The following is a 20,907-nucleotide window of genomic DNA, read 5'->3' on the forward strand; positions in this document are numbered from 1 at the left end:
TACCAACCGAACTTGAGGCTGCAGGGTTCCCTTGCAACATAGAATCTCCCACAGGTTTTTGCGGTGAGCGCAGAATCCGCAAGCACCGCAGATCCCCTGTGGGAGCCAGCCTGCTGGCGATGGCGGTGGGGCAGTCACCACAGATGCCGGCAGTGCCGGCGCCATCGCTTGCTGGCTACTTCAGGATCAAAGTGCCGCTGGCCACCAACGTCGCGTTCCCGCCGATCCTCACCCGCTCGCCTTCCAGCCGGCAGAACAGTTCCCCGCCCCGCGCCGAACGCTGGCACGCGGTCAGGCTGGTTTTGCCCAGCCGCTTGGACCAGTAGGGAATCAGGCTGCAATGGGTGGAACCGGTGACCGGATCTTCGTTGATGCCGATGGCCGGGGCAAAGTAGCGCGAGACGAAGTCATGCTGGCTGCCCCGCGCGGTGACGATGGCGCCCAGCCACGGCAGCTTGGCCAAGGCGGCCATGTCCGGCTGGCAGTCGAGCACCGCCTGCTCCGACTCCAGCACCACCATCAGTTCATTGGAGCTCAGGACGTCCACCGCCTGCACGTTCAGCGCCCGTTCGATCTCCACGGTGACGCCCCGCTCCACCGCTTCGATGGCCGGGAAGTCCAGCCACAACGTGTCGCCCTCACGGCTGACGCTCAACGGCCCGGACTTGCAGGTGAAGTCCAGACGCTCGGCGGTTTCCTTATGGATTTCGAACAGCACGTAGGCGCTGGCCAGGGTCGCATGCCCGCACAGCGGCACTTCGGTGGTCGGGGTGAACCAGCGGATGTGCCAGGCCTGCCCTTCGCGCACCAGAAACGCGGTTTCCGCCAGGTTGTGTTCGGCGGCGATCTTCTGCATCAGATCGTCCGCGAGCCAGGCGTCGAGCCGGTAGACCATCGCCGGATTGCCGCTGAACGGCCGATCGCTGAACGCATCGACCTGATGAAACTCAAGCTGCATAACCTTCTCCCTATGTCTGTCGGCGGAGCATGCCGCGACGGCCCGATCCGCGCCAGAGACAGAGCCGGCCGATTTCCGTCATACAGTGCCGGCGGGCCTCACGCGCGGCCGATGTCGGCAAACCGGGCCTGGGTGTGTTCGGCCAGCACCGCCGGCGCCAGTTCGACCTCCAGTCCCCGGCGACCGGCGCTGACATAAATAGTCGCAAAAGGCTGGGCCGAGCTGTCGATGAAGGTGCGCAGGCGTTTTTTCTGCCCCAGCGGACTGATGCCGCCGAGCAGATAACCCGTGGAGCGTTGCGCCGCCGCCGGGTCGGCCATTTCGGCTTTTTTCACCCCTGCCGCGTGGGCCAGGCCCTTGAGGTCGAGGCTTCCGACGACCGGCACCACCGCCACCAGCAGCTCACCCTTTTCACTGGCCGCCAGCAGCGTCTTGAACACTTGCGCAGGATCCAGCCCCAGCTTTTCCGCGGCCTCCAGCCCATAGGACGCTGCCTTGGGGTCATGTTCGTAACTGTGCACGCGATGTTCGGCACGAACTTTCTTCAACAAGTCCAACGCAGGGGTCATGGCAGCTCCAGGCTCGGCGGGCAGGGAAAGACAGTGCGCCGGATTCTAGGCCATCGCACCGCAAAAGGCTCTATCACAGGCCACGATTCCTGCGGCTTGCGGACAATCTTCATGTGCCGACCGCCAGCCGACCGCCCGATCATTCATGTGACTGATAGTTTAATTGTGACCGACGGTTCACTTTCGACCTTTGACAGCAGTGTTTCTTGTCTATATTTTTTCGAATCTGAATACAGTAGGAAATTTCCTCACCGCAGCACCCAGCAGCAGACCGGGCCCAGGATGGGGATCCTGCCCCGGTGAAAATCGCGCCTTGCCCCGTCGGCAAACGCGCCAGACAACAAAAAGAACCGAGGTTTTCGATGACAACTGCGTTACAGCAACCTTCACTCTCAGGCCAGTGCCTGGCCGAGTTTCTGGGTACTGCACTCCTGATCTTCTTCGGCACCGGCTGCGTCGCGGCGCTCAAGGTCGCGGGCGCCAGTTTCGGCCTGTGGGAAATCAGCATCATCTGGGGCGTCGGCGTTAGCATGGCGATCTACCTCACCGCCGGCGTGTCCGGCGCGCACCTGAATCCGGCCGTGAGCATTGCCCTGACCCTGTTCGCCGACTTCGAAAAGCGCAAGCTGCCGTTCTACATCCTTGCCCAGATCGCCGGCGCGTTCTGCGGCGCGTTGCTGGTCTACACGCTGTACAGCAACCTGTTCTTCGATTTCGAACAGACCCACCACATGGTTCGCGGCACACCGGCCAGCCTGGAGTTGGCGGGCGTGTTCTCCACCTACCCGAACCCTGTGCTGTCGACCGCCCAGGCGTTTCTGGTCGAGGTGATCATCACCGCGATCCTGATGGGCGTGATCATGTCCCTGACCGACGACAACAACGGCCTGCCGAAAGGTCCGCTGGCGCCGCTGCTGATCGGTCTGCTGATCGCCGTGATCGGCAGCGCGATGGGCCCGCTGACCGGCTTCGCGATGAACCCGGCCCGCGACTTCGGCCCCAAGCTGATGACTTTCTTTGCCGGCTGGGGTGAAATTTCCTTCACCGGCGGACGTGACATTCCGTACTTCCTGATTCCTGTTTTCGCACCGATCGTCGGTGCCTGCCTCGGCGCTGCCGGGTACCGCGGGCTCATCGCCCGTCACCTGACCGGCGCCACACCTGCTACAAAGGATGCAGAACCGGCCATTGACGGCAAACCAAGAACCTCTTGACACCGTCGGCGCAGGCTCCTGCCCCTGCCGAGCCTGCGCCCCGGCCCACTCTCCCTTTTTATCGTCCAAGGCAATCGACATGACCGACACACAGAACAAGAACTACATCATTGCCCTCGATCAGGGTACGACCAGCTCCCGCGCGATCATTTTCGACCGCGACGCGAACGTGGTCTGCACCGCCCAGCGCGAATTCGCCCAGCATTACCCGCAAGCCGGCTGGGTCGAGCACGACCCGATGGAAATCTTCGCCACCCAGAGCGCGGTGATGGTCGAAGCCCTGGCGCAGGCCGGCCTGCACCACGATCAGGTGGCCGCCATCGGCATCACCAACCAGCGCGAGACCACCGTGGTCTGGGACAAGAACACCGGCCGCCCGGTGTACAACGCCATCGTCTGGCAGTGCCGCCGCAGCACCGAGATCTGCCAGCAGCTCAAGCGTGACGGTCACGAGCAGTACATCCGCGACACCACAGGCCTGGTCACCGACCCGTACTTCTCCGGCACCAAGCTGAAGTGGATCCTGGACAACGTCGAAGGCAGCCGCGAACGCGCGCGCAACGGCGAGCTGCTGTTCGGCACCGTCGACAGCTGGCTGATCTGGAAATTCACCGGCGGCAAGGTCCACGTCACCGACTACACCAACGCCTCGCGCACCATGCTCTTCAACATCCACACGCTGGAGTGGGACTCGAAGATGCTGGAGCTGCTGGACATCCCGCGCGAGATGCTGCCGCCGGTCAAGGCCTCCTCGGAAATCTACGGCCGCACCAAGAGCGGCATCGCCATCGGCGGCATCGCCGGCGACCAGCAGGCCGCCCTGTTCGGCCAGATGTGCGTGGAGCCCGGCCAGGCGAAGAACACCTACGGCACCGGCTGCTTCCTTTTGATGAACACCGGCGACAAAGCGGTGAAATCGCAGCACGGCATGCTCACCACCATCGCCTGCGGCCCACGCGGCGAAGTGGCCTACGCCCTGGAAGGCGCGGTGTTCAACGGCGGCTCCACCGTGCAGTGGCTGCGCGATGAGCTGAAGATCGTCAACGACGCCCACGACACCGAATACTTCGCCAACAAGGTCAAGGACAGCAACGGCGTGTACCTGGTGCCGGCCTTCACCGGCCTGGGCGCGCCGTACTGGGATCCGTATGCCCGCGGCGCCCTGTTCGGCCTGACCCGCGGCGTGCGCGTGGATCACATCATCCGCGCCGCGCTGGAGTCGATCGCCTACCAGACCCGCGACGTGCTCGACGCCATGCAGCAGGACTCCGGCGAACGCCTCAAGGCCCTGCGCGTGGACGGCGGCGCCGTGGCCAACAACTTCCTGATGCAGTTCCAGGCCGATATCCTCGGCACCCAGGTGGAGCGCCCGAAAATGCGCGAGACCACCGCCCTCGGCGCCGCCTACCTGGCCGGCCTGGCGTGCGGTTTCTGGGGCAGCCTGGACGAGCTGCGCGACAAGGCGGTGATCGAGCGCGAGTTCGCGCCGACCCTGGACGAAGCCGCCAAGGAAAAACTCTACAAGGGCTGGAAAAAGGCCGTCAGCCGCACCCGCGACTGGGAGCGCGAAGACGCTGAATAAGCCAAGCTTGAGCTCCTGATAGGGTTCTAACTTGGCCGGGAGGTGATTCCTGCGGCATCATGGGCAAATTTTGCACGGCAGCCCAAAGGAAGCCCCATGAATCTGCCTCCCCGTCAGCAGCAAATCCTCGAACTGGTCCGCGAACGCGGCTATGTCAGCATCGAGGAAATGGCCACGCTGTTCGTTGTCACCCCGCAGACCATCCGCCGCGACATCAACCAGCTCGCCGAAGCCAACCTGCTGCGCCGCTACCACGGCGGCGCCGCCTACGACTCCAGCGTCGAAAACACCGCCTATGCGATGCGCGCCGACCAGATGCGCGATGAAAAGCAACGCATCGGCGAAGCCATCGCCGCGCAGATCCCCGATCACGCCTCGCTGTTCATCAACATCGGCACCACCACCGAATCGATCGCCCGCGCCCTGCTCAACCACAGCCACCTGAAGATCATCACCAACAACCTGCACGTCGCCTCGATGCTCAGCGCCAAGGATGACTTCGACGTGCTGCTGACCGGCGGCAACGTGCGCCGCGACGGCGGCGTGGTCGGCCAGGCCAGCGTCGACTTCATCAACCAGTTCAAGGTGGACTTCGCCCTGGTCGGCATCAGCGGCATCGACGAGGACGGCAGCCTGCTCGACTTCGACTACCAGGAAGTGCGGGTGTCCCAGGCGATCATCGCCAACGCCCGGCAGGTGATCCTGGCGGCCGACTCCAGCAAGTTCGGGCGCAACGCCATGATCCGCCTCGGCCCGATCAGCCTGATCGATTGCCTGGTCACCGACCAGCAGCCGGTGCCGGCGCTGATGCAGCTGCTGAACCAGCACAAGGTTCGCCTGGAAGTCGTTTAACCCCTTCGTTGCTCGGCGTCTTCACTGACGCCATCGCGGGCTTGCCTGCTCCCATAGGGCTTTCGTCGTTCACAGAACTGATGAACACAGCAGACACTGTGGGAGCGGGCTTGCCCGCGATGGCGATCTCACAGCCCCCCCCATCCGCGCTCTAACGCGCATTTCATGTTCGAATATTTTCTTTTAGCCGCCCTTCGATGAGTTTTTTCAATCGAAGGCGACTGGCTGCGCGCGTCTTTATGGGCTACCATTTTCGCAAATGAACATTCATGTTCGATTTCCAAACAGAAAACTAAAAGATCCCGAGGCCCGCCGATGCCCACTTCTACCTTGCCTACGCCCCCTCTTTCCGAGGTCTACGACATCGCCGTGATCGGCGGCGGGATCAATGGCGTGGGGATCGCAGCGGATGCCGCCGGTCGCGGCCTCTCGGTGTTCCTTTGCGAAAAGGACGACCTGGCCAGCCACACCTCCTCGGCCAGCAGCAAGCTGATCCACGGCGGCCTGCGCTACCTCGAACATTACGAATTCCGCCTGGTGCGCGAAGCCTTGGCCGAACGCGAAGTGCTGCTGGCCAAGGCGCCGCACATCGTCAAGCCGATGCGTTTCGTGCTGCCGCACCGCCCGCACCTGCGCCCGGCCTGGATGATCCGCGCCGGCCTGTTCCTGTACGACCACCTCGGCAAGCGGGAAAAGCTCGCCGGCTCCAAGAGCCTGAAGTTCGGCGCCGACAGCGCGCTGAAGAGCGAAATCAGCAAAGGCTTCGAATACTCCGACTGCTGGGTCGATGACGCCCGCCTCGTCGTGCTCAACGCCATGGCCGCCCGCGAGAAAGGCGCGCACATCCACACCCGGACGCGCTGCGTCAGCGCCCGCCGCACCAAGGGCCTGTGGCACCTGCACCTGGAGCGCGCCGACGGCAGCCTGTTCTCGATCACCGCCAAGGCCCTGGTGAACGCCGCCGGCCCGTGGGTCGCCAAGTTCATCCGCGACGACCTGAAGATGGAATCGCCTTACGGCATCCGCCTGATCCAGGGCAGCCACATCATCGTGCCGAAGCTGTACGAAGGCGACCACGCGCACATCCTGCAGAACGAGGACCAGCGCATCGTCTTCACCATTCCGTACCTCAACGGCCTGACCCTGATCGGCACCACCGACCGCGAATACACCGGCGACCCGGCGCAGGTGGCGATCACCGACGGCGAGACCGATTACCTGCTCAAAGTGGTCAACGCCCACTTCAAGAAGCAGATCGGCCGCGACGACATCCTGCACACCTACTCGGGCGTGCGTCCGCTGTGCAACGACGAGTCCGACAACCCGTCGGCCGTGACCCGCGACTACACCCTGGCGCTGTCCGGCGGCACCGAAGAGGCGCCGCTGCTGTCGGTGTTCGGCGGCAAGCTGACCACCTACCGCAAGCTGGCCGAATCGGCGATGGCGCAACTGATGCCGTACTTCACCCAGATGCGTCCGAGCTGGACTGCCGGCGCCACCCTGCCCGGCGGCGAAGACATGACCACCCCGCAGGCGTTGTGCGCGCTGATCCGCGACAAGTTCGACTGGGTGCCGACCGAGATCGCCCGCCGCTGGGCCACCACCTACGGCAGCCGCACCTGGCGCATGCTCGAAGGCGTGGAAACCCTGGCCGACATGGGCGAGCACCTGGGCGGCGGGCTCTACACCCGCGAAGTCGATTACCTGTGCAGCGAGGAATGGGCCACCAGCGCCCAGGACATCCTGTGGCGCCGCAGCAAGCTGGGCCTGTTCACCACCGCCGACGAGCAGCAGAAGCTGGCGGCCTACCTGAACAAGGTCGAGCAGAACCGCAGCAAGACCGAAGCCGCCTGATCCGCGCACCGCTCAAACGAAAGCCCCTGAATCGCAGGATTCAGGGGCTTTTTTGTGCCCTGTGGCGAGGGCGCTTGCTCCCGCCGGACTGCGCAGCAGTCGCACCAACAGAAGCGCTGGCGGAGCAAGCTCCCTCACCGCAAGGTTCGGTTTTTCAGTCGGCCAGGTGCAGCAGCAGGAAATCGATGAACGCCCGGGACTTGTGCGGCAGGTGCGCGGTGTTGGGAAACACCACGTTGATCGATTGCGACGGCAGCGCATAGTCCGGCAACAGGCGGACCAGGCGGCCGCTGGCGATGTCGTCCTCGACCACCCAGCCCGGCAGCACCGAGACCCCGAGCGACGACAGGGTCATCGAGCGGATCGCCGTGGAAGAGTTGGATTCGAAATGGCTGGTGCCGTGGATCTCCGCGCCGTTGCCCTGGGCGTCACGCAGCAGCCACTGGGTCGGGGCCTGGAGATTGCTGTTGGCGATCCACGGCACGCCGTTCAGGTCCAAGGGCTGCGCGACCGGATGGCGTTCGAGAAACGCCGGGGTGGCGACCAGCACAATCTCGTAGTCCGCCAGCTTGCGGCTCTTGAAGGCCGAGTCCGCCAGGTTGCCGAGGCGTATCACCAAATCAAGTTTCTCGGCCACCAGATCATTCAACGAAGAGTTGAAGTTGTAGCACAGGCGTATTTCCGGATAACGCTCGGAGAATAACGGAATCAGCGGCAATATATAGCGCTCGCCATATTCGCTGGTCGAACTGATTCGTAACTTTCCGGAAACCCTATTATTGCCCTTCAATACATTGTCAAAGGCATTGTCGATATCCGCGACAATGCCTTTGAACTCTTCATAGAAGTCTTGGCCGATTTCGGTCAACGATATGTTGCGGGTATTGCGGATCAGCAGCGTCGCCGAAAGAACTTCCTCCAGCGCCTTGACATGCAGGCTGGCCATGGCTTTGCTGATACTCAGGTAATTCGCGGCCTTGGTGTAGGAGCCGAAATCGACCACCGCGAGAAATGTCTGAACCCGATTAAGATGAGAATGCATGGCGGTAGAGTTCACTGTTCAATCCTTTCAAACATTGTTTTAAGCATAGTCGTATCGACACTCCAAGTCCATCGCCCCTATGCTTGGCGGGAAAGAGGAAACAACATGAACTATCGCTACAAAATCGCGCTGATCTTTCTGATCGGCTTTTTTATTGACTGCATAAACATATTCATGTCGGCCGTGGCATTGCCGAGCATATCGGCAACTTTGCAGGTCAGCAGTTCTTCGGTGGCCTGGGTGGCGAACGCCTACATTCTGGGCCTGACCCTGATCATTCCCGTCAGCACCTGGCTGGCCGGCCGCTTCGGCAGCCGCGAGATCCTCACCCTTTCGATGCTGGTGTTCACCGGTTCCGTGTGGATGTGCGGCCTGGGCGACAGCTTCCATGAACTGGTGATCTGGCGCTTCGTCCAGGGCATCGGCGGCGGCCTTCTGATTCCGGTGGGCCAGGCGCTGACCTTCAACCTGTTCCAGGGCGAGCAGCGGGCCAAGATCTCGACGATGGTGATGGCCGTGGCCCTGATCGCCCCGGCGGTCTCGCCGACCGTCGGCGGCGTCATCGTCGACAGCAGCTCATGGCGCTGGGTGTTCTACAGCAACATTCCGTTCTCGCTGATCGCCGCCGGCCTGTCGTGGTTCTGGATCCGGGAGACCAGACCCGCCAGCCTGCCCCGCCCGGACATCCTCGGCCTGCTGCTGGTCAGCGCCGCCCTCGGCAGCCTGCTGATGGGCATGTCGCTGTACGGCGGCGACTACCCGGCCGCCACCGCCATCGCCTGCGTAGCGGCGGGCCTGATGTTCGTCGCGCTGTACCTGCTGCACTACCGCCGCGCCAGCGACGCGATCATCGACCTGAGCCTGCTGCGCAGCAAAAAGCTCAGCACATCGATCTTCATCTATTACGCGATTCCCGGCGTGTTCACCGGGGTCAACCTGATGAGCATCTTCTTCCTGCAGAACACCCTGCACTTCAGCGCCCGCCTGACCGGGATGTTCATGATCCTCTACGCCGCCGGCGCGTTCATCGCGATGACCGTCTGCGGCCGGGTCTACAACCGGGTCGGCGCCAAACGCCTGTTCACCCTCGGCATGCTGCTGCACAGCGCCGGCATCGCCACCCTGATGCTGGTGGACGCGCCGACGGACATCTGGGTGATCGTGATCGCCTACTGCCTGATGGGCACGGGCGGCGGCATCGGCGCCAACACCGCGCAGACCACTTCGCTGATGGACTTTCAGGGCGGCGACACGCACAAGGCCAGCGTGATCTGGAACATCAACCGACAGATGTCCTTCAGCGTCGGCGCGGCCTTGTTCCTGATGATCTACAACCTGCTGCTCAAACAGCTCGACTCCACCCCGGCCTATCACGCGACCTTCGCGATCGCCGCGCTGGCCGGGCTGTTCCCCCTGTTCCACATGAGCCAACTGAACCCTCCAAAGGAATGCCATGAACAACAACCCGGTTGAACAAGCGCGCCACAGCGTCCATCACGTGCATGAGCTGATCCACCGTGTCTTCACCGATGCCGACGGCACCGGCGAAGCCGCCATCGCCCCGCTGATGGATGTCTTCACCGAAGACTTCAGCATGGTCACCACCTCCGCCGCCGTGGTCGGCCGGGCCCAGGTCGAACAGCTGTTCAAGGGTGCGGTCGGCGCCCGTCCGGGCCTTGAGATCGTCATCAGCGACCTGCACACCGTCTGGCGCGAAGGCGCCACCGTGGCCCTGCGCTACAAGGAAACCCATCGCCAAAACCAGCGCGAGACCTCGCGCATTTCCGTGGCGATCCTGCGCGTGCACCACCACAGCACCCAATGGCTGTACCTGCACGAAACGCCTTTGCCCCAGGAAACCCCGGCATGAAGTTCACCGTCACCCACTGCCGGATGCTGTCGGCGTCCATCAAGGAAATCACCGTCAGCGGCCCGGCGGCCCCCGCCGCCTCGGCCCATGCCGGTGCCCATTTCAAATGGCGGATGCCCGAGTCCGGCGACTGGCGCCATTACTCCACGGTGGAGCTGGACGACGCCGCCGAAGGGCGTTTCACCTTCGCCGTGCGCCTCTCGGACGACTCGGCCAGCAGCCGCTACATCCGCTCGCTGAAGGTCGACGACGCCGTCGAGCTCGACGGCCCGTTCAACACCTTCGACTACCCGCTCAGCGCCGGGGCCGGCCGGGACATCGCCATCGCCGGCGGCATCGGCATCACGCCGCTGACCGGCATCCTGCGCCACCTGACGGCGCTCAAGCGCCCCGCGCACCTGCACTACTTCGCCCGCAGCGCCGAGGACGCGGCCTACGCCGACGACCTGCGCACGCTGCTGCAGGAGCGGATGAACCTGCACCTGTCCGGCCAGCGCCCGGCGCTCGGCCAGGTGCTCGCCGACCTCAGCCCCGAGGACCGCCTGTACGTCTGCGGCCCGGCCGCGATGCTCAGCGAGATCCTGAGCCACGCCGAAAGCGCCGGCCTGCCCCGCGAGCGCATCCACCTGGAAGTGTTCAACGTCGCCAAGGACGACGGCGCGCAAGGCTTCACGGTCGAGGCCGCCGAGTCCGGCGTGAGCCTTGAGGTCGGCCCCGGCCAGACCCTGCTCGAAGCCCTGGAGGCCGCCGGCCTCGATCCGATCTACGACTGCCGCCGGGGCGAGTGCGGCGTCTGCGCGCTGGACGTGCTCGAAGGCGACGTCGATCACCGCGACTTCATCATGAGCGAACAAGAAGCGGCCTGCAGCGCACGGATGTATCCCTGCGTCTCCCGGGCGAAGAGCCCCCGCCTGAAGCTGGCGATCTGAAGAGGACACCCCGTTGGACAACTATTTCAATGGCAGAGAAGTGCACAAGTCTCTGTTCCTCGATCAGCGACTTTTCGAACTGGAACAGCAGCGGGTGTTTGCCGCCAGCTGGTGCTACCTGGGCCACGACAGCCTGATCCCCGAGGCCGGCGACTACTTCACCGCCACCCTCGCCGCCCAGCCGCTGGCCATGGTGCGCCAGAAGAACGGCGACATCGTGGTGCTGCACAACCGCTGCCCGCACAAGGGCGTGAAGGTGCTGGCCGAAGCCCGCGGCAACGTCGGCCGCTTCATGCGCTGCCCGTACCACGCCTGGACGTTCAAGACCGACGGCGAGCTGATGAGCATCCCGGTGAAGAAGGAATACGACGACTGCGACCTCAGCAGCTGTTCGGCCGGCAAAGGCATGCGGCAAGTGGCGGCGGTGCGCAACTACCGCGGTTTCGTGTTCGTGCGCCTGAGCGAGACCGGCCTCGGTTTCGAGGAATTCTTCGGCGAATCGCTGTCGACCCTCGACAACATGGTCATGCGCTCGCCCAAGGGCGAACTGCGCGTGGTCGGCCAGCCGCTGCTGCACCGCCACCGCTGCAACTGGAAGATGGTGGTCGACAACCAGACCGACACCTGCCACCCGATGATCGCCCACGAATCCTCGGCCGGCGAAGCCATCCGCCTGTGGAAGGAAACCGGCGACCAGAGCCGCCCGGCGCCGATGGCGGTGGAGCTGTTCTCGCCGTTCATGGGCTCCTACGAATTCTTCGCCGGCATGGGCATCCGCGTCTGGCCCAACGGCCACGGGCACACCGGCGTCAGCAACTCGATCCACAAGGCCTACACCAGCATTCCCGGCTACTGGGACCTGATGGTCGAAAGCTACGGCGAAGCCCAGGCCCAGGCGATCCTCGACGACACCCGGCACAACACCGTCTATTTCCCCAACCTGATGGTCAAGGGCCCGATCCAGACCCTGCGGGTGATCCGCCCGGTCAGCGCGACGGAGACCATCGTCGAATCGTGGATCTTCGAGTTGCAGGGCGCCCCGGTGCAACTGCTCGAACGGACCGTGCAGTACAACAACCTGATCAACTCGCCGTGCTCGATGGTCGCCCACGACGACGTGGAGATGTACGAGCGCGCCACCGAAGGCCTGCGCAGCGACGCCAACGAGTGGGTCAACGTCGCCCGCCTGTTCGCGCCGGGCGAGACCCACGACCAGACCCGCGTGGTGTCCGGCACCAGCGAACGGGCGATGCGCAACTTCTACGACCACTGGCAAAACCTGATGCGGGACGACCATGCACGAACCAACTGAACGGGCCGTCGAGCGCTTGCTCGAGACCGAAATGCACCTGCTCGACCAACAGGATTTCGACGCCTGGCAGCAGCTGCTGAGCGACGACTACACCTACTGGATCCCCATGACCCGCGAGCAGCAGAGCCCGCTGCTCGAATCCTCGCTGGTGTACGAAGACCGCTTCCTGACCACCCTGCGCATCAACCGCCTGGCCAATGCCCGCAACTTTTCCCAGCAGCCGAAAAGCCGCTGCCTGCACATCGCCCAACGGCCGCGGATCACCGTCGAGGAGCCGTCCTGCAGCGCGACCGCCAGCAGCAACCTGCTGTACTGCGAAGCCCGCGGCGAACAGGAATGGCACTACCCCGTCACCGTCGAGCACCGGCTGATCCACCTCGACGGCCAGTGGAAGATCCAGGGCAAGAAAGTCCTGCTGCTCAACCCCGCCCGCGCCCTCGAAAGCCTGCAACTCATCATCTGACCGACCGAGAATTCCCCCTGTGACTCCCATGAACAACGACTCCAGCCAGGGCGCCGCGTGCCTGTCCTTTCCCTACGTCGACCTGCTGTACGACTACGGCCAGTTCCTGCGCAGCGCCGACAAGGCCATCGGGCATCTGCCGCCTGAGAGCGCCGACAAGCACATCGGCATCGTCGGCGCCGGCCTAACCGGGCTGGTGGCCGCCTATGAGCTGCTGCGCGCCGGCGCCCGCCGCGTGACCCTGTTCGAAGCCGAACCGAGCCACATCGGCGGCCGCCTGCTGACCCAGTGCTTCGACGAAGAGCAACCGCAGTTCATCGCCGAGATGGGCGCCATGCGCTTCCCGCCGAGCGAGGTCGGGCTGTTCCATTACCTCAACCGCTTCGGCATCCACACCACCAACACCTTTCCCGACCCAGGCGTAGTCGACACCGAACTGCACTACCGCGGCGAGACCCACCACTGGCCGGCGATGCAGCCGCCGCCGGCGCTGTTCCGCACCGTGCACCAGGGCTGGAGCGCGTTCCTGAGCGAGGGCGCGACCCTGGACGACGGCACCCGCCTGGCCCCGCCCCTGCTGCTGACCGAACTGCTCAAGCAGCACAACTACTGCGAAGTGCAGCCGGAGTGGCAACGCTACCTGGACTGTTTCGGCGACAGCTCGTTCTACTCGGCGATGGTGCGCATCTTCACCGGCAAGAACCCGCCCGGCGGCAAGGCCTGGCGCAAGCCTGAGGACTTCCACCTGTTCGGCTCCCTGGGGATCGGCTCCGGCGGCTTCCAGTCGGTGTACCGCGCCTCGTTCACCGAGATCCTGCGCCTGGTGGTCAACGGGCTGGAGGTCAACCAGCGCCTGGTGCCCAACGGCATCTCGACGCTGGCGGAGCTGATCGCCGACACCGCGTTCAACGGCATGCAACTGCGCGACATGATCTGCCGCACCCGTATCGAATCGATCGACAAAGACGCGGACGGCCAGATCCTGCTGGCCGGCAGCAACGGCGAGACCTACGCCTGCGACCGGGTGATCACCACCGCCACGACCCGCGCCCTGCAGGTCAACCTCAAGCTCACCCAGGACCAGACGTTCGTGAACCGCGACGTCGCCCGGGCGATCAACGAAACCCACATGGTCGGCTCGTCGAAGCTGTTCATCCTCACCAAGGACAAGTTCTGGCTCAAGCACGGCCTGGCGCACAACATCCAGACCGACACCCTGGTCAAGGGCGTGTACTGCCTGGACTACGCCCCGCAGGACCCGGACTCCTGGGGTGTGGTGCTGATCAGCTACACCTGGGAAGACGACTCGCACAAGATGGTCTCGATGACCGACAAGGTGCAGCGCTGCCTGCGCCTGGTCGACGAACTGTCGATGAGCGCACCCGAGTTCGCCCGCCACCTGGTGCCGCTCGACGGCGACTACGGGCGCTACGTGCTCGAATACGACTGGCTGACCGACAAGCACGCCCTGGGCGCGTTCAAGCTGAACTTCCCCGGCGACGACATCTATTCCGAGCGCCTGTTCTACCAGTTCCGCACCGCCCTCGACGCCAGCCAAGACACCGGCCTGTACCTGGCCGGCTGCGGCGCCTCGTTCACCGGGGGCTGGGCCGAAGGCTCGATCCAGACCGCCCTGAACACCGCCTGCGCGGTGATCAGCAGCCTGGGCGGCGACCTGATCGACGGCAATCCCCTCGACGGACTGGTGCCGCAGTACCGCTACTGCTGACCGGGCCCCTCTCCCTTTCGCGAGACTTTCCATGAACAGTCGCTTATCCATTGAACAACTCGTCGCCGGTTTCCGCGCCGGCGACCTCTGCCCCGACGCCTGGCGGCAGGACCTGCGCGAACGGCACCAGGACGCGCAGCACCTGAACAGTTTCATCACCTTCGACCCGGCGTCGTCGGCCGGCACACCGGCGGCGGACCGCAACGCACCGCTCTACGGGCTGCCGGTGTCCTTCAAGGACAACATCAACGTCCGCGGCCTGCCGACCACCGCCGGCACGCCGGGCCTGGCCGACTACGTGCCGCAGGCGGACGCAGGCATCGTGGCGGAGCTGCGCCGGTTGGGCGCGCAGGTCGTGGGCAAGAACAACATGCACGAACTGTCGTTCGGCGTGACCTCGGCCAACCACGCCCACGGCGCGGTGGCCAACCCGGCCGACGAGCGCCGCAGCGCCGGCGGCAGCAGCGGCGGTTGCGCCGCCGCCGTGGCCGCGGGGCTGGTGCCGTGCGCGGTGGGCACCGACACCGGCGGTTCGGTGCGCATCCCGGCGGCCTTCTGCGGGATCGTCGGCCTGCGCCCCACCACCGGCGCCTACCCGGCGGACGGCATCGTGCCGGTCTCGCAGACCAAGGACACCCCAGGCCTGCTGACCCGCACCGTGGAGGACTGCCAGTTCGTCCACCATCACCTGACCGGCCGCGGCCCTGTCCCGCAGCCGGAAAACCGACCGCTGCGCATCGGCCTGCCGGAACGCTTCTTCTGGTCGGACCTGGACGACAACGTGCACCGCGACTGCCGGCGCGCGATCGATGCGCTGGCCGACCGGGGCGCGGACATCGTGCCGGTCAACGACGCGGCCCTCGGCGAGATCAACGAGTGCATCCAGTTTCCGCTGCCGATCTACGAGTTCTTCATCGACTTCCCGCGTTTCCTGATGAAGGAAGGGCGCGGCGGGGATTTCCTCGACGTCCTGGCGCAGATCGCCGATCCGGCCATCAGGAAGACCCTCACCGCCCAGCTGGAGAGCCCGGCGATCTCCTACACCGACTACGTGCAGGCGCTGATGGGCAAGGTGCGGCTGGAGCAGGAATACCGCGCGCTGTTCGCCGGGCAGCGGCTGGACCTGATCGCCTACCCGACGGTGGCGTGCAGTGCGCCGCTGCTGGGCGATTGCGCGGACGAAAGCCATTTCGAACGGTTCGTGCGCAACACCGACCCGGCCAGCAACCTGGCGGCGCCGAGCATCACGGTGCCGGTGGCGGCCGCCGGGGCGCTGCCGGTGGGGCTGTCGTTCGATGCGCTGCCGGGGCAGGACGAGGTGCTGCTGGCGCAGGTGCGCCGGCTGTCGTCCTGGCTGGGCGTCAGCTGAACGCAGCCCTGCAGGAGCGAGCCTGCTCGCGAAAGCGGTGAGTCGCCCGCCGTCGATGTCGAGACGGACGGGCTCTTGGCAGGCAAGTCGCATCGCCGCTCCCGCAGGATCCGGCATGCCGCAGGCGACTGCCTTGCCCAGGTCCTGCGGCGCCTTCGCTGACGCCATCGCCAGCAGGCTGGCTCCCACAGGGGAACGGGTGCGCGAACAGTCAGCAGTCGCCGGCGCTCCCGAATCGAGTCATTCATAACAACATCAATGCAGGCCCCGCCATGCGTGCCACATCACTTGCTTCATCCGCTTCACCCGCCGCACTCGAACGTTCGCCTTCGGTGCTCGGCGGCGCCATGATCATCGGCGGCACCATCGTCGGCGCCGGCATGTTCTCGCTGCCGGTGGTCATGTCCGGGCTGTGGTTCCACGGTTCGGTCGCGGTGCTGCTGCTCGCCTGGTTCTGCACCCTGCATTCGGGGCTGATGATCCTTGAGGCCAACCTCAACTACCACGAGGGCGCGAGCTTCTCGACCATCACCCGGGACCTGCTCGGCCGCACCTGGAACCGGCTCAACGGCCTGAGCATCGTGTTCGTGCTCTACATCCTGACCTACGCCTACATTTCGGCCAGCGGTTCGGTGCTCCACCACACCGCGCAGTCGATGGGCATCGACCTGCCGGCGCGGGTCGGCGGGCTGGGGTTCACCGTGCTGGTGGCGTTCACCGTCTGGCTCAGCACCTCGGCGGTGAGCCGCATGACCACCCTGGTGTTCGGCGCCAAGATCCTCGCGTTTTTCCTGACCTTCGGCGGCCTGCTCGGCCACGTGCAGCCGGCCACGCTGCTCGACCTGGGCACCGGCGACCACCGTTACTGGCCGTACCTGCTGGTGACCCTGCCCTTCTGCCTGACCTCGTTCGGCTTTCACGGCAACGTGCCCAGCCTGATGAAGCATTACGGCAAGGACCCGCGGCGCATCCGCGCGTGCCTCGTGGGCGGCACGCTGATCGCCCTGGCCCTGTACCTGGTGTGGATGCTGTGCAGCATGGGCAACATCCCGCGGGAGGCGTTCAAGGACATCGCCCAGCGCGGCGGCAACATCGACGTGCTGATCGGCGCCCTGGGCTCGCGGCTCGACAGCGCGAACGTCGACCTGCTGCTGACCTTCTTCTCCAACTTCGCCGTGGCCTGCTCGTTCCTCGGCGTGACCCTGGGCCTGTTCGACTACCTGGCCGACGTGCTGAAGTTCGACGACCGCCCCATGGGCCGCCTGAAGACCGCCGCCGTCACCTTCCTGCCGCCGATGCTGTGCGGCTTCCTGTGGCCGGAAGGCTTCCTCCACGCCATCGGTTTCGCCGGCCTCGCCGCCACCGTCTGGGCCGTCATCACCCCGGCGCTGCTGGCGCGCGCCTCGCGCATCCGCTTCGACAGCCCGCGCTACCGGGTGTGGGGCGGCACGCCGATGATCGCGTTGGTGCTGCTGTTCGGGGTGGCCTGCGCGGTGTCCCACCTGCTGTTCACGCTGGACCTTCTGCCGGTCTGGCGCTGAGCGCCGGGCATTCGGTTTTCCGAACGCGACTCTCCGGTCGGTTCGGTAAACCGGATCAGAAAGGCGGAAAAACACCATCACAAAACTTTAATACCCAATTAAATCAATGAGTTGACCTACCTCAAGTGGTCTGGCACGACTCATGCTCTACACTCTTCCGACGAATGCCTGCCGCGCCAACACAACAGGAGCCGTCAGGCATTCGAAGCACAAAAGGGCCCGCTCAACCGGCTCCATAAAAAAAACAATGTCGAGGAAAATTTGATGCGCATCGTTCCCCATATCCTGGGCGCAGCCATTGCTGCCGCTCTGATCAGCACACCAGTTTTCGCCGCCGAGCTCACCGGCACCCTCAAGAAGATCAAAGAGTCCGGCGTCATCACCCTGGGCCACCGTGACGCTTCCATCCCGTTTTCCTACATCGCTGACGCTTCCGGCAAACCGGTCGGCTACTCCCACGATATTCAGCTGGCCATCGTCGAAGCGCTGAAAAAAGACCTGGACATGCCGAACCTGCAGGTCAAGTACAACCTGGTGACCTCGCAGACCCGCATCCCGCTGGTGCAGAACGGCACCGTCGACGTCGAATGCGGTTCGACCACCAACAACGTCGAGCGCCAGCAGCAGGTCGACTTCTCCGTCGGCATCTTCGAGATCGGCACCCGCCTGCTCACCAAGGCCGGCTCGCAGTACAAGGATTTCGACGACCTCAAAGGCAAGAACGTCGTGACCACCGCCGGCACCACGTCCGAGCGCATCCTCAAGGCGATGAACGCCGACAAGCAGATGGGCATGAACGTCATCTCCGCCAAGGACCACGGCGAATCCTTCCAGATGCTGGAATCGGGCCGCGCCGTCGCGTTCATGATGGACGACGCCCTGCTGGCCGGCGAAGCCGCCAAGGCCAAGAAAGCCACCGACTGGGCCGTGACCGGCACTCCGCAGTCCTACGAGATCTATGGCTGCATGATGCGCAAGGGCGATGCGCCGTTCAAAAAGGCTGTGGATGACGCCATCGTCGCCACCTACAAGTCCGGCGAGATCAACAAGATCTACGACAAATGGTTCATGTCGCCAATCCCGCCGAAGGGCCTGAACCTGAACTTCCCGATGAGCGACGAACTCAAGGCCCTGATCGCCAACCCGACCGACAAAGCGGCTGACGATAAGAAATCCTGATTTCTGACTAACCTTATCCCCTGGGACGGCGCATGCCGTTTCAGGGGATGGTCACTCCCTGCTGGCACTTTTTTGGAAACACTCGAACCGGTGGCTGTCGAGCCGATCGCGTGTGCCTGATTTTCACGATCAGGGCGGGAACGGAGCTTCCCCAGGCGGGCACTTGTACATGATCGAATCCGAGGGGAGACCCTAATGAATTACAACTGGGACTGGGGCGTGTTCTTCAAGTCCACCGGCGTGGGCAGCGAGACCTATCTCGACTGGTTCATCTCCGGCCTGGGCTGGACCATCGCCATCGCCATCGTGGCCTGGATCATCGCCCTGATGCTCGGCTCGCTGCTGGGCATCATGCGCACCGTGCCGAACCGCCTCGTGGCGGGCATCGCCACCTGCTACGTCGAACTGTTCCGCAACGTGCCGCTGCTGGTTCAGCTGTTCATCTGGTACTTCCTGGTGCCCGACCTGCTGCCGCCGGACCTGCAGGAGTGGTACAAGCAGGACCTGAACCCGACCACCTCGGCCTACCTGAGCGTCGTCGTGTGCCTGGGCCTGTTCACCGCCGCCCGTGTCTGCGAGCAGGTGCGCACCGGCATCCAGGCGCTGCCGCGCGGCCAGGAATCCGCCGCCCGCGCCATGGGCTTCAAGCTGCCGCAGATCTACTGGAACGTGCTGCTGCCCCAGGCCTACCGGATCATCATTCCGCCGCTCACCTCGGAATTCCTGAACGTGTTCAAGAACTCCTCCGTGGCGTCCCTGATCGGCCTGATGGAGCTGCTGGCCCAGACCAAGCAGACCGCCGAGTTCTCGGCCAACCTGTTCGAGGCCTTCACCCTGGCCACCCTGATCTACTTCACCCTCAACATGAGCCTGATGCTGCTGATGCGACTGGTCGAGAAGAAAGTCGCCGTACCGGGCCTGATCTCAGTAGGGGGTAAATGATGGAATTCGATTTCAGTGGCATCGTCCCGGCCATTCCCGGCCTGTGGAACGGCATGCTGATGACCCTCAAGCTGATGGCCCTGGGCGTCGTCGGCGGCATCGCGCTGGGCACCGTGCTGGCGTTGATGCGCCTGTCCCACAATAAAGTGCTGTCGAACGTCGCCGGCGCCTACGTCAACTACTTCCGCTCGATCCCGCTGCTGCTGGTGATCACCTGGTTCTACCTGGCGGTGCCGTTCGTGCTGCGCTGGATCACCGGCGAAGACACCCCGATCGGCGCGTTCACCTCCTGCATCGTGGCGTTCATGATGTTCGAGGCGGCGTACTTCTGCGAAATCGTGCGGGCCGGCGTGCAGTCGATCCCCAAGGGCCAGATGGGCGCCGCCCAGGCGCTGGGCATGACCTACGGCCAGATGATGCGCCTGATCATCCTGCCCCAGGCGTTCCGCAAGATGACCCCGCTGCTGCTGCAGCAGAGCATCATCCTGTTCCAGGACACCTCGCTGGTCTACACCGTGGGCCTGGTGGACTTCCTCAACGCCTCGCGCGCCAGTGGCGACATCATCGGCCGCTCCAATGAGTTCCTGATCTTCGCAGGTCTCGTCTACTTCATCATCAGCTTCGCCGCCTCGCGGTTGGTCAAGCGTCTGCAAAAAAGGTTCGCCGTATGATCTCTATCAAGAACGTCAACAAGTGGTATGGGGACTTCCAGGTGCTGACCGATTGCAGCACCGAGGTCAAGAAAGGTGAAGTGATCGTCGTCTGCGGCCCGTCGGGCTCGGGCAAGTCGACCCTGATCAAGTGCGTCAACGCGCTGGAACCCTTCCAGAAGGGCGACATCGTGGTCGACGGCACCTCGATCGCCGACCCGAAGACCAACCTGCCGAAACTGCGCTCGCGCGTGGGCATGGTGTTCCAGCATTTCGAGCTGTTCCCGCACCTGACCATCACCGAGAACCTGACCATCGCGCAGATCAAGGTGCTGGGCCGCAGCAAGGAAGAGGCCACCAAGAAAGGCCTGGCGCTGCTCGACCGCGTCGGCCTCTCGGCCCACGCCCACAAGCATCCGGGCCAACTGTCCGGCGGCCAGCAGCAGCGCGTGGCGATTGCCCGTGCGCTGGCGATGGACCCGATCGTCATGCTGTTCGACGAACCGACCTCGGCCCTGGACCCTGAAATGGTCAACGAAGTGCTGGACGTGATGGTGCAGCTGGCCCAGGAAGGCATGACCATGATGTGCGTGACCCACGAAATGGGCTTCGCCCGCAAGGTGGCCGACCGCGTGATCTTCATGGATGCCGGCAAGATCATCGAGGACTGCCCGAAAGAGGAGTTCTTCGGCGACGTGAGCCAACGCTCGGAGCGTGCACAGCACTTCCTCGAGAAAATCCTGCAGCACTAAAGCGCTACACCGCTCTCTGGTGGCGAGGGAGCTTGCTCCCGCTCGACTGCGAGGCAGTCGTAAACCGGCCAATGCGTTGCCCCAGGCATAAATGCATTGG

The 20,907-nt window shown here is 64.3% G+C and carries 19 protein-coding genes; 16 read left to right on the forward strand and 3 right to left on the reverse strand.

Annotated elements, in window-relative coordinates; translation table 11 throughout:
* Positions 1-175: 175 nt before the first annotated feature.
* Complete coding sequence (locus ACIP0B_RS09300; protein WP_400831393.1) at positions 176-958, reverse strand: PhzF family phenazine biosynthesis protein; 783 nt, start codon at positions 956-958, stop codon at positions 176-178.
* 98 nt (positions 959-1,056) lie between these two features.
* Positions 1,057-1,527: a Cys-tRNA(Pro) deacylase gene (gene ybaK / locus ACIP0B_RS09305; RefSeq protein ID WP_400831395.1), complete on the reverse strand. Its 471-nt coding sequence runs from the start codon at positions 1,525-1,527 to the stop codon at positions 1,057-1,059.
* Positions 1,528-1,889: 362 nt separating this feature from the next.
* On the opposite strand from ybaK, the gene ACIP0B_RS09310 reads away from it, so the two are divergent.
* The 4 genes from ACIP0B_RS09310 (at position 1,890) to glpD (ending at position 7,029) form a co-directional block, all read left to right on the forward strand.
* Positions 1,890-2,741 (forward strand): MIP/aquaporin family protein, encoded by an 852-nt coding sequence (locus tag ACIP0B_RS09310; protein ID WP_400831396.1) that lies wholly within the window; start codon positions 1,890-1,892, stop codon positions 2,739-2,741.
* Between the two features lie 79 nt (positions 2,742-2,820).
* A complete protein-coding gene (gene glpK / locus ACIP0B_RS09315) occupies positions 2,821-4,323 on the forward strand; it encodes a glycerol kinase GlpK (RefSeq protein WP_085580214.1) in 1,503 nt (500 codons plus the stop codon).
* Positions 4,324-4,419: 96 nt separating this feature from the next.
* The gene (locus ACIP0B_RS09320; protein WP_085580212.1) at positions 4,420-5,175 is read left to right on the forward strand and encodes a DeoR/GlpR family transcriptional regulator; all 756 of its coding nucleotides are present in this window, start codon (positions 4,420-4,422) and stop codon (positions 5,173-5,175) included.
* Between the two features lie 315 nt (positions 5,176-5,490).
* Positions 5,491-7,029 carry a glycerol-3-phosphate dehydrogenase gene (gene glpD, locus ACIP0B_RS09325; RefSeq protein WP_217890750.1) on the forward strand — a complete coding sequence of 513 codons (1,539 nt, stop codon included), beginning with the start codon at positions 5,491-5,493 and terminating at the stop codon, positions 7,027-7,029.
* 154 nt (positions 7,030-7,183) lie between these two features.
* On the opposite strand, the gene ACIP0B_RS09330 is transcribed toward glpD, so the two are convergent.
* Positions 7,184-8,071, reverse strand: coding sequence for a LysR family transcriptional regulator (locus ACIP0B_RS09330; RefSeq protein ID WP_400831463.1), 888 nt, complete (start codon positions 8,069-8,071; stop codon positions 7,184-7,186).
* A 105-nt stretch (positions 8,072-8,176) separates the two neighbouring features.
* Between ACIP0B_RS09330 and ACIP0B_RS09335 the strand changes: the two genes are divergently transcribed.
* The 12 genes from ACIP0B_RS09335 to ACIP0B_RS09390 all read left to right on the forward strand — a co-directional run bounded on the left by ACIP0B_RS09335 (position 8,177) and on the right by ACIP0B_RS09390 (position 20,807).
* Positions 8,177-9,544 (forward strand): MFS transporter, encoded by a 1,368-nt coding sequence (locus ACIP0B_RS09335; protein WP_400831398.1) that lies wholly within the window; start codon positions 8,177-8,179, stop codon positions 9,542-9,544.
* Positions 9,525-9,941 (forward strand): DUF4440 domain-containing protein, encoded by a 417-nt coding sequence (locus ACIP0B_RS09340; protein ID WP_217890748.1) that lies wholly within the window; start codon positions 9,525-9,527, stop codon positions 9,939-9,941. Before ACIP0B_RS09335 ends, ACIP0B_RS09340 begins: the two co-directional genes overlap by 20 nt.
* Complete coding sequence (locus ACIP0B_RS09345; protein WP_400831399.1) at positions 9,938-10,870, forward strand: PDR/VanB family oxidoreductase; 933 nt, start codon at positions 9,938-9,940, stop codon at positions 10,868-10,870. Before ACIP0B_RS09340 ends, ACIP0B_RS09345 begins: the two co-directional genes overlap by 4 nt.
* 40 nt (positions 10,871-10,910) lie before the next feature.
* Complete coding sequence (locus ACIP0B_RS09350) at positions 10,911-12,182, forward strand: aromatic ring-hydroxylating dioxygenase subunit alpha (RefSeq protein WP_400831400.1); 1,272 nt, start codon at positions 10,911-10,913, stop codon at positions 12,180-12,182.
* The gene (locus ACIP0B_RS09355; protein ID WP_400831402.1) at positions 12,166-12,645 is read left to right on the forward strand and encodes an aromatic-ring-hydroxylating dioxygenase subunit beta; all 480 of its coding nucleotides are present in this window, start codon (positions 12,166-12,168) and stop codon (positions 12,643-12,645) included. The genes ACIP0B_RS09350 and ACIP0B_RS09355 overlap by 17 nt, the downstream gene beginning before the upstream one ends.
* 28 nt (positions 12,646-12,673) lie before the next feature.
* The gene (locus ACIP0B_RS09360; RefSeq protein ID WP_400831403.1) at positions 12,674-14,374 is read left to right on the forward strand and encodes an FAD-dependent oxidoreductase; all 1,701 of its coding nucleotides are present in this window, start codon (positions 12,674-12,676) and stop codon (positions 14,372-14,374) included.
* Positions 14,375-14,405: 31 nt separating this feature from the next.
* On the forward strand, positions 14,406-15,743 hold the full coding sequence (locus ACIP0B_RS09365) for an amidase family protein (protein ID WP_400831405.1): 1,338 nt from the start codon (positions 14,406-14,408) through the stop codon (positions 15,741-15,743).
* 272 nt (positions 15,744-16,015) lie between these two features.
* Entirely contained in the window at positions 16,016-17,284 is a 1,269-nt protein-coding gene (gene mtr / locus ACIP0B_RS09370) for a tryptophan permease (RefSeq protein WP_400831407.1), read from the forward strand.
* A gap of 264 nt (positions 17,285-17,548) precedes the next feature.
* Positions 17,549-18,463, forward strand: coding sequence for a glutamate/aspartate ABC transporter substrate-binding protein (locus ACIP0B_RS09375; RefSeq protein ID WP_400831408.1), 915 nt, complete (start codon positions 17,549-17,551; stop codon positions 18,461-18,463).
* 195 nt (positions 18,464-18,658) lie between these two features.
* Positions 18,659-19,405 (forward strand): amino acid ABC transporter permease, encoded by a 747-nt coding sequence (locus ACIP0B_RS09380; protein WP_217890741.1) that lies wholly within the window; start codon positions 18,659-18,661, stop codon positions 19,403-19,405.
* Positions 19,405-20,076 (forward strand): amino acid ABC transporter permease, encoded by a 672-nt coding sequence (locus tag ACIP0B_RS09385; RefSeq protein WP_400831464.1) that lies wholly within the window; start codon positions 19,405-19,407, stop codon positions 20,074-20,076. Before ACIP0B_RS09380 ends, ACIP0B_RS09385 begins: the two co-directional genes overlap by 1 nt.
* Positions 20,073-20,807: an amino acid ABC transporter ATP-binding protein gene (locus tag ACIP0B_RS09390; protein WP_085580189.1), complete on the forward strand. Its 735-nt coding sequence runs from the start codon at positions 20,073-20,075 to the stop codon at positions 20,805-20,807. The genes ACIP0B_RS09385 and ACIP0B_RS09390 overlap by 4 nt, the downstream gene beginning before the upstream one ends.
* Positions 20,808-20,907 lie beyond the last annotated feature (100 nt).

The organism is Pseudomonas sp. NPDC089534, assembly GCF_044749305.1.
GTDB lineage: Bacteria > Pseudomonadota > Gammaproteobacteria > Pseudomonadales > Pseudomonadaceae > Aquipseudomonas > Aquipseudomonas ekonensis.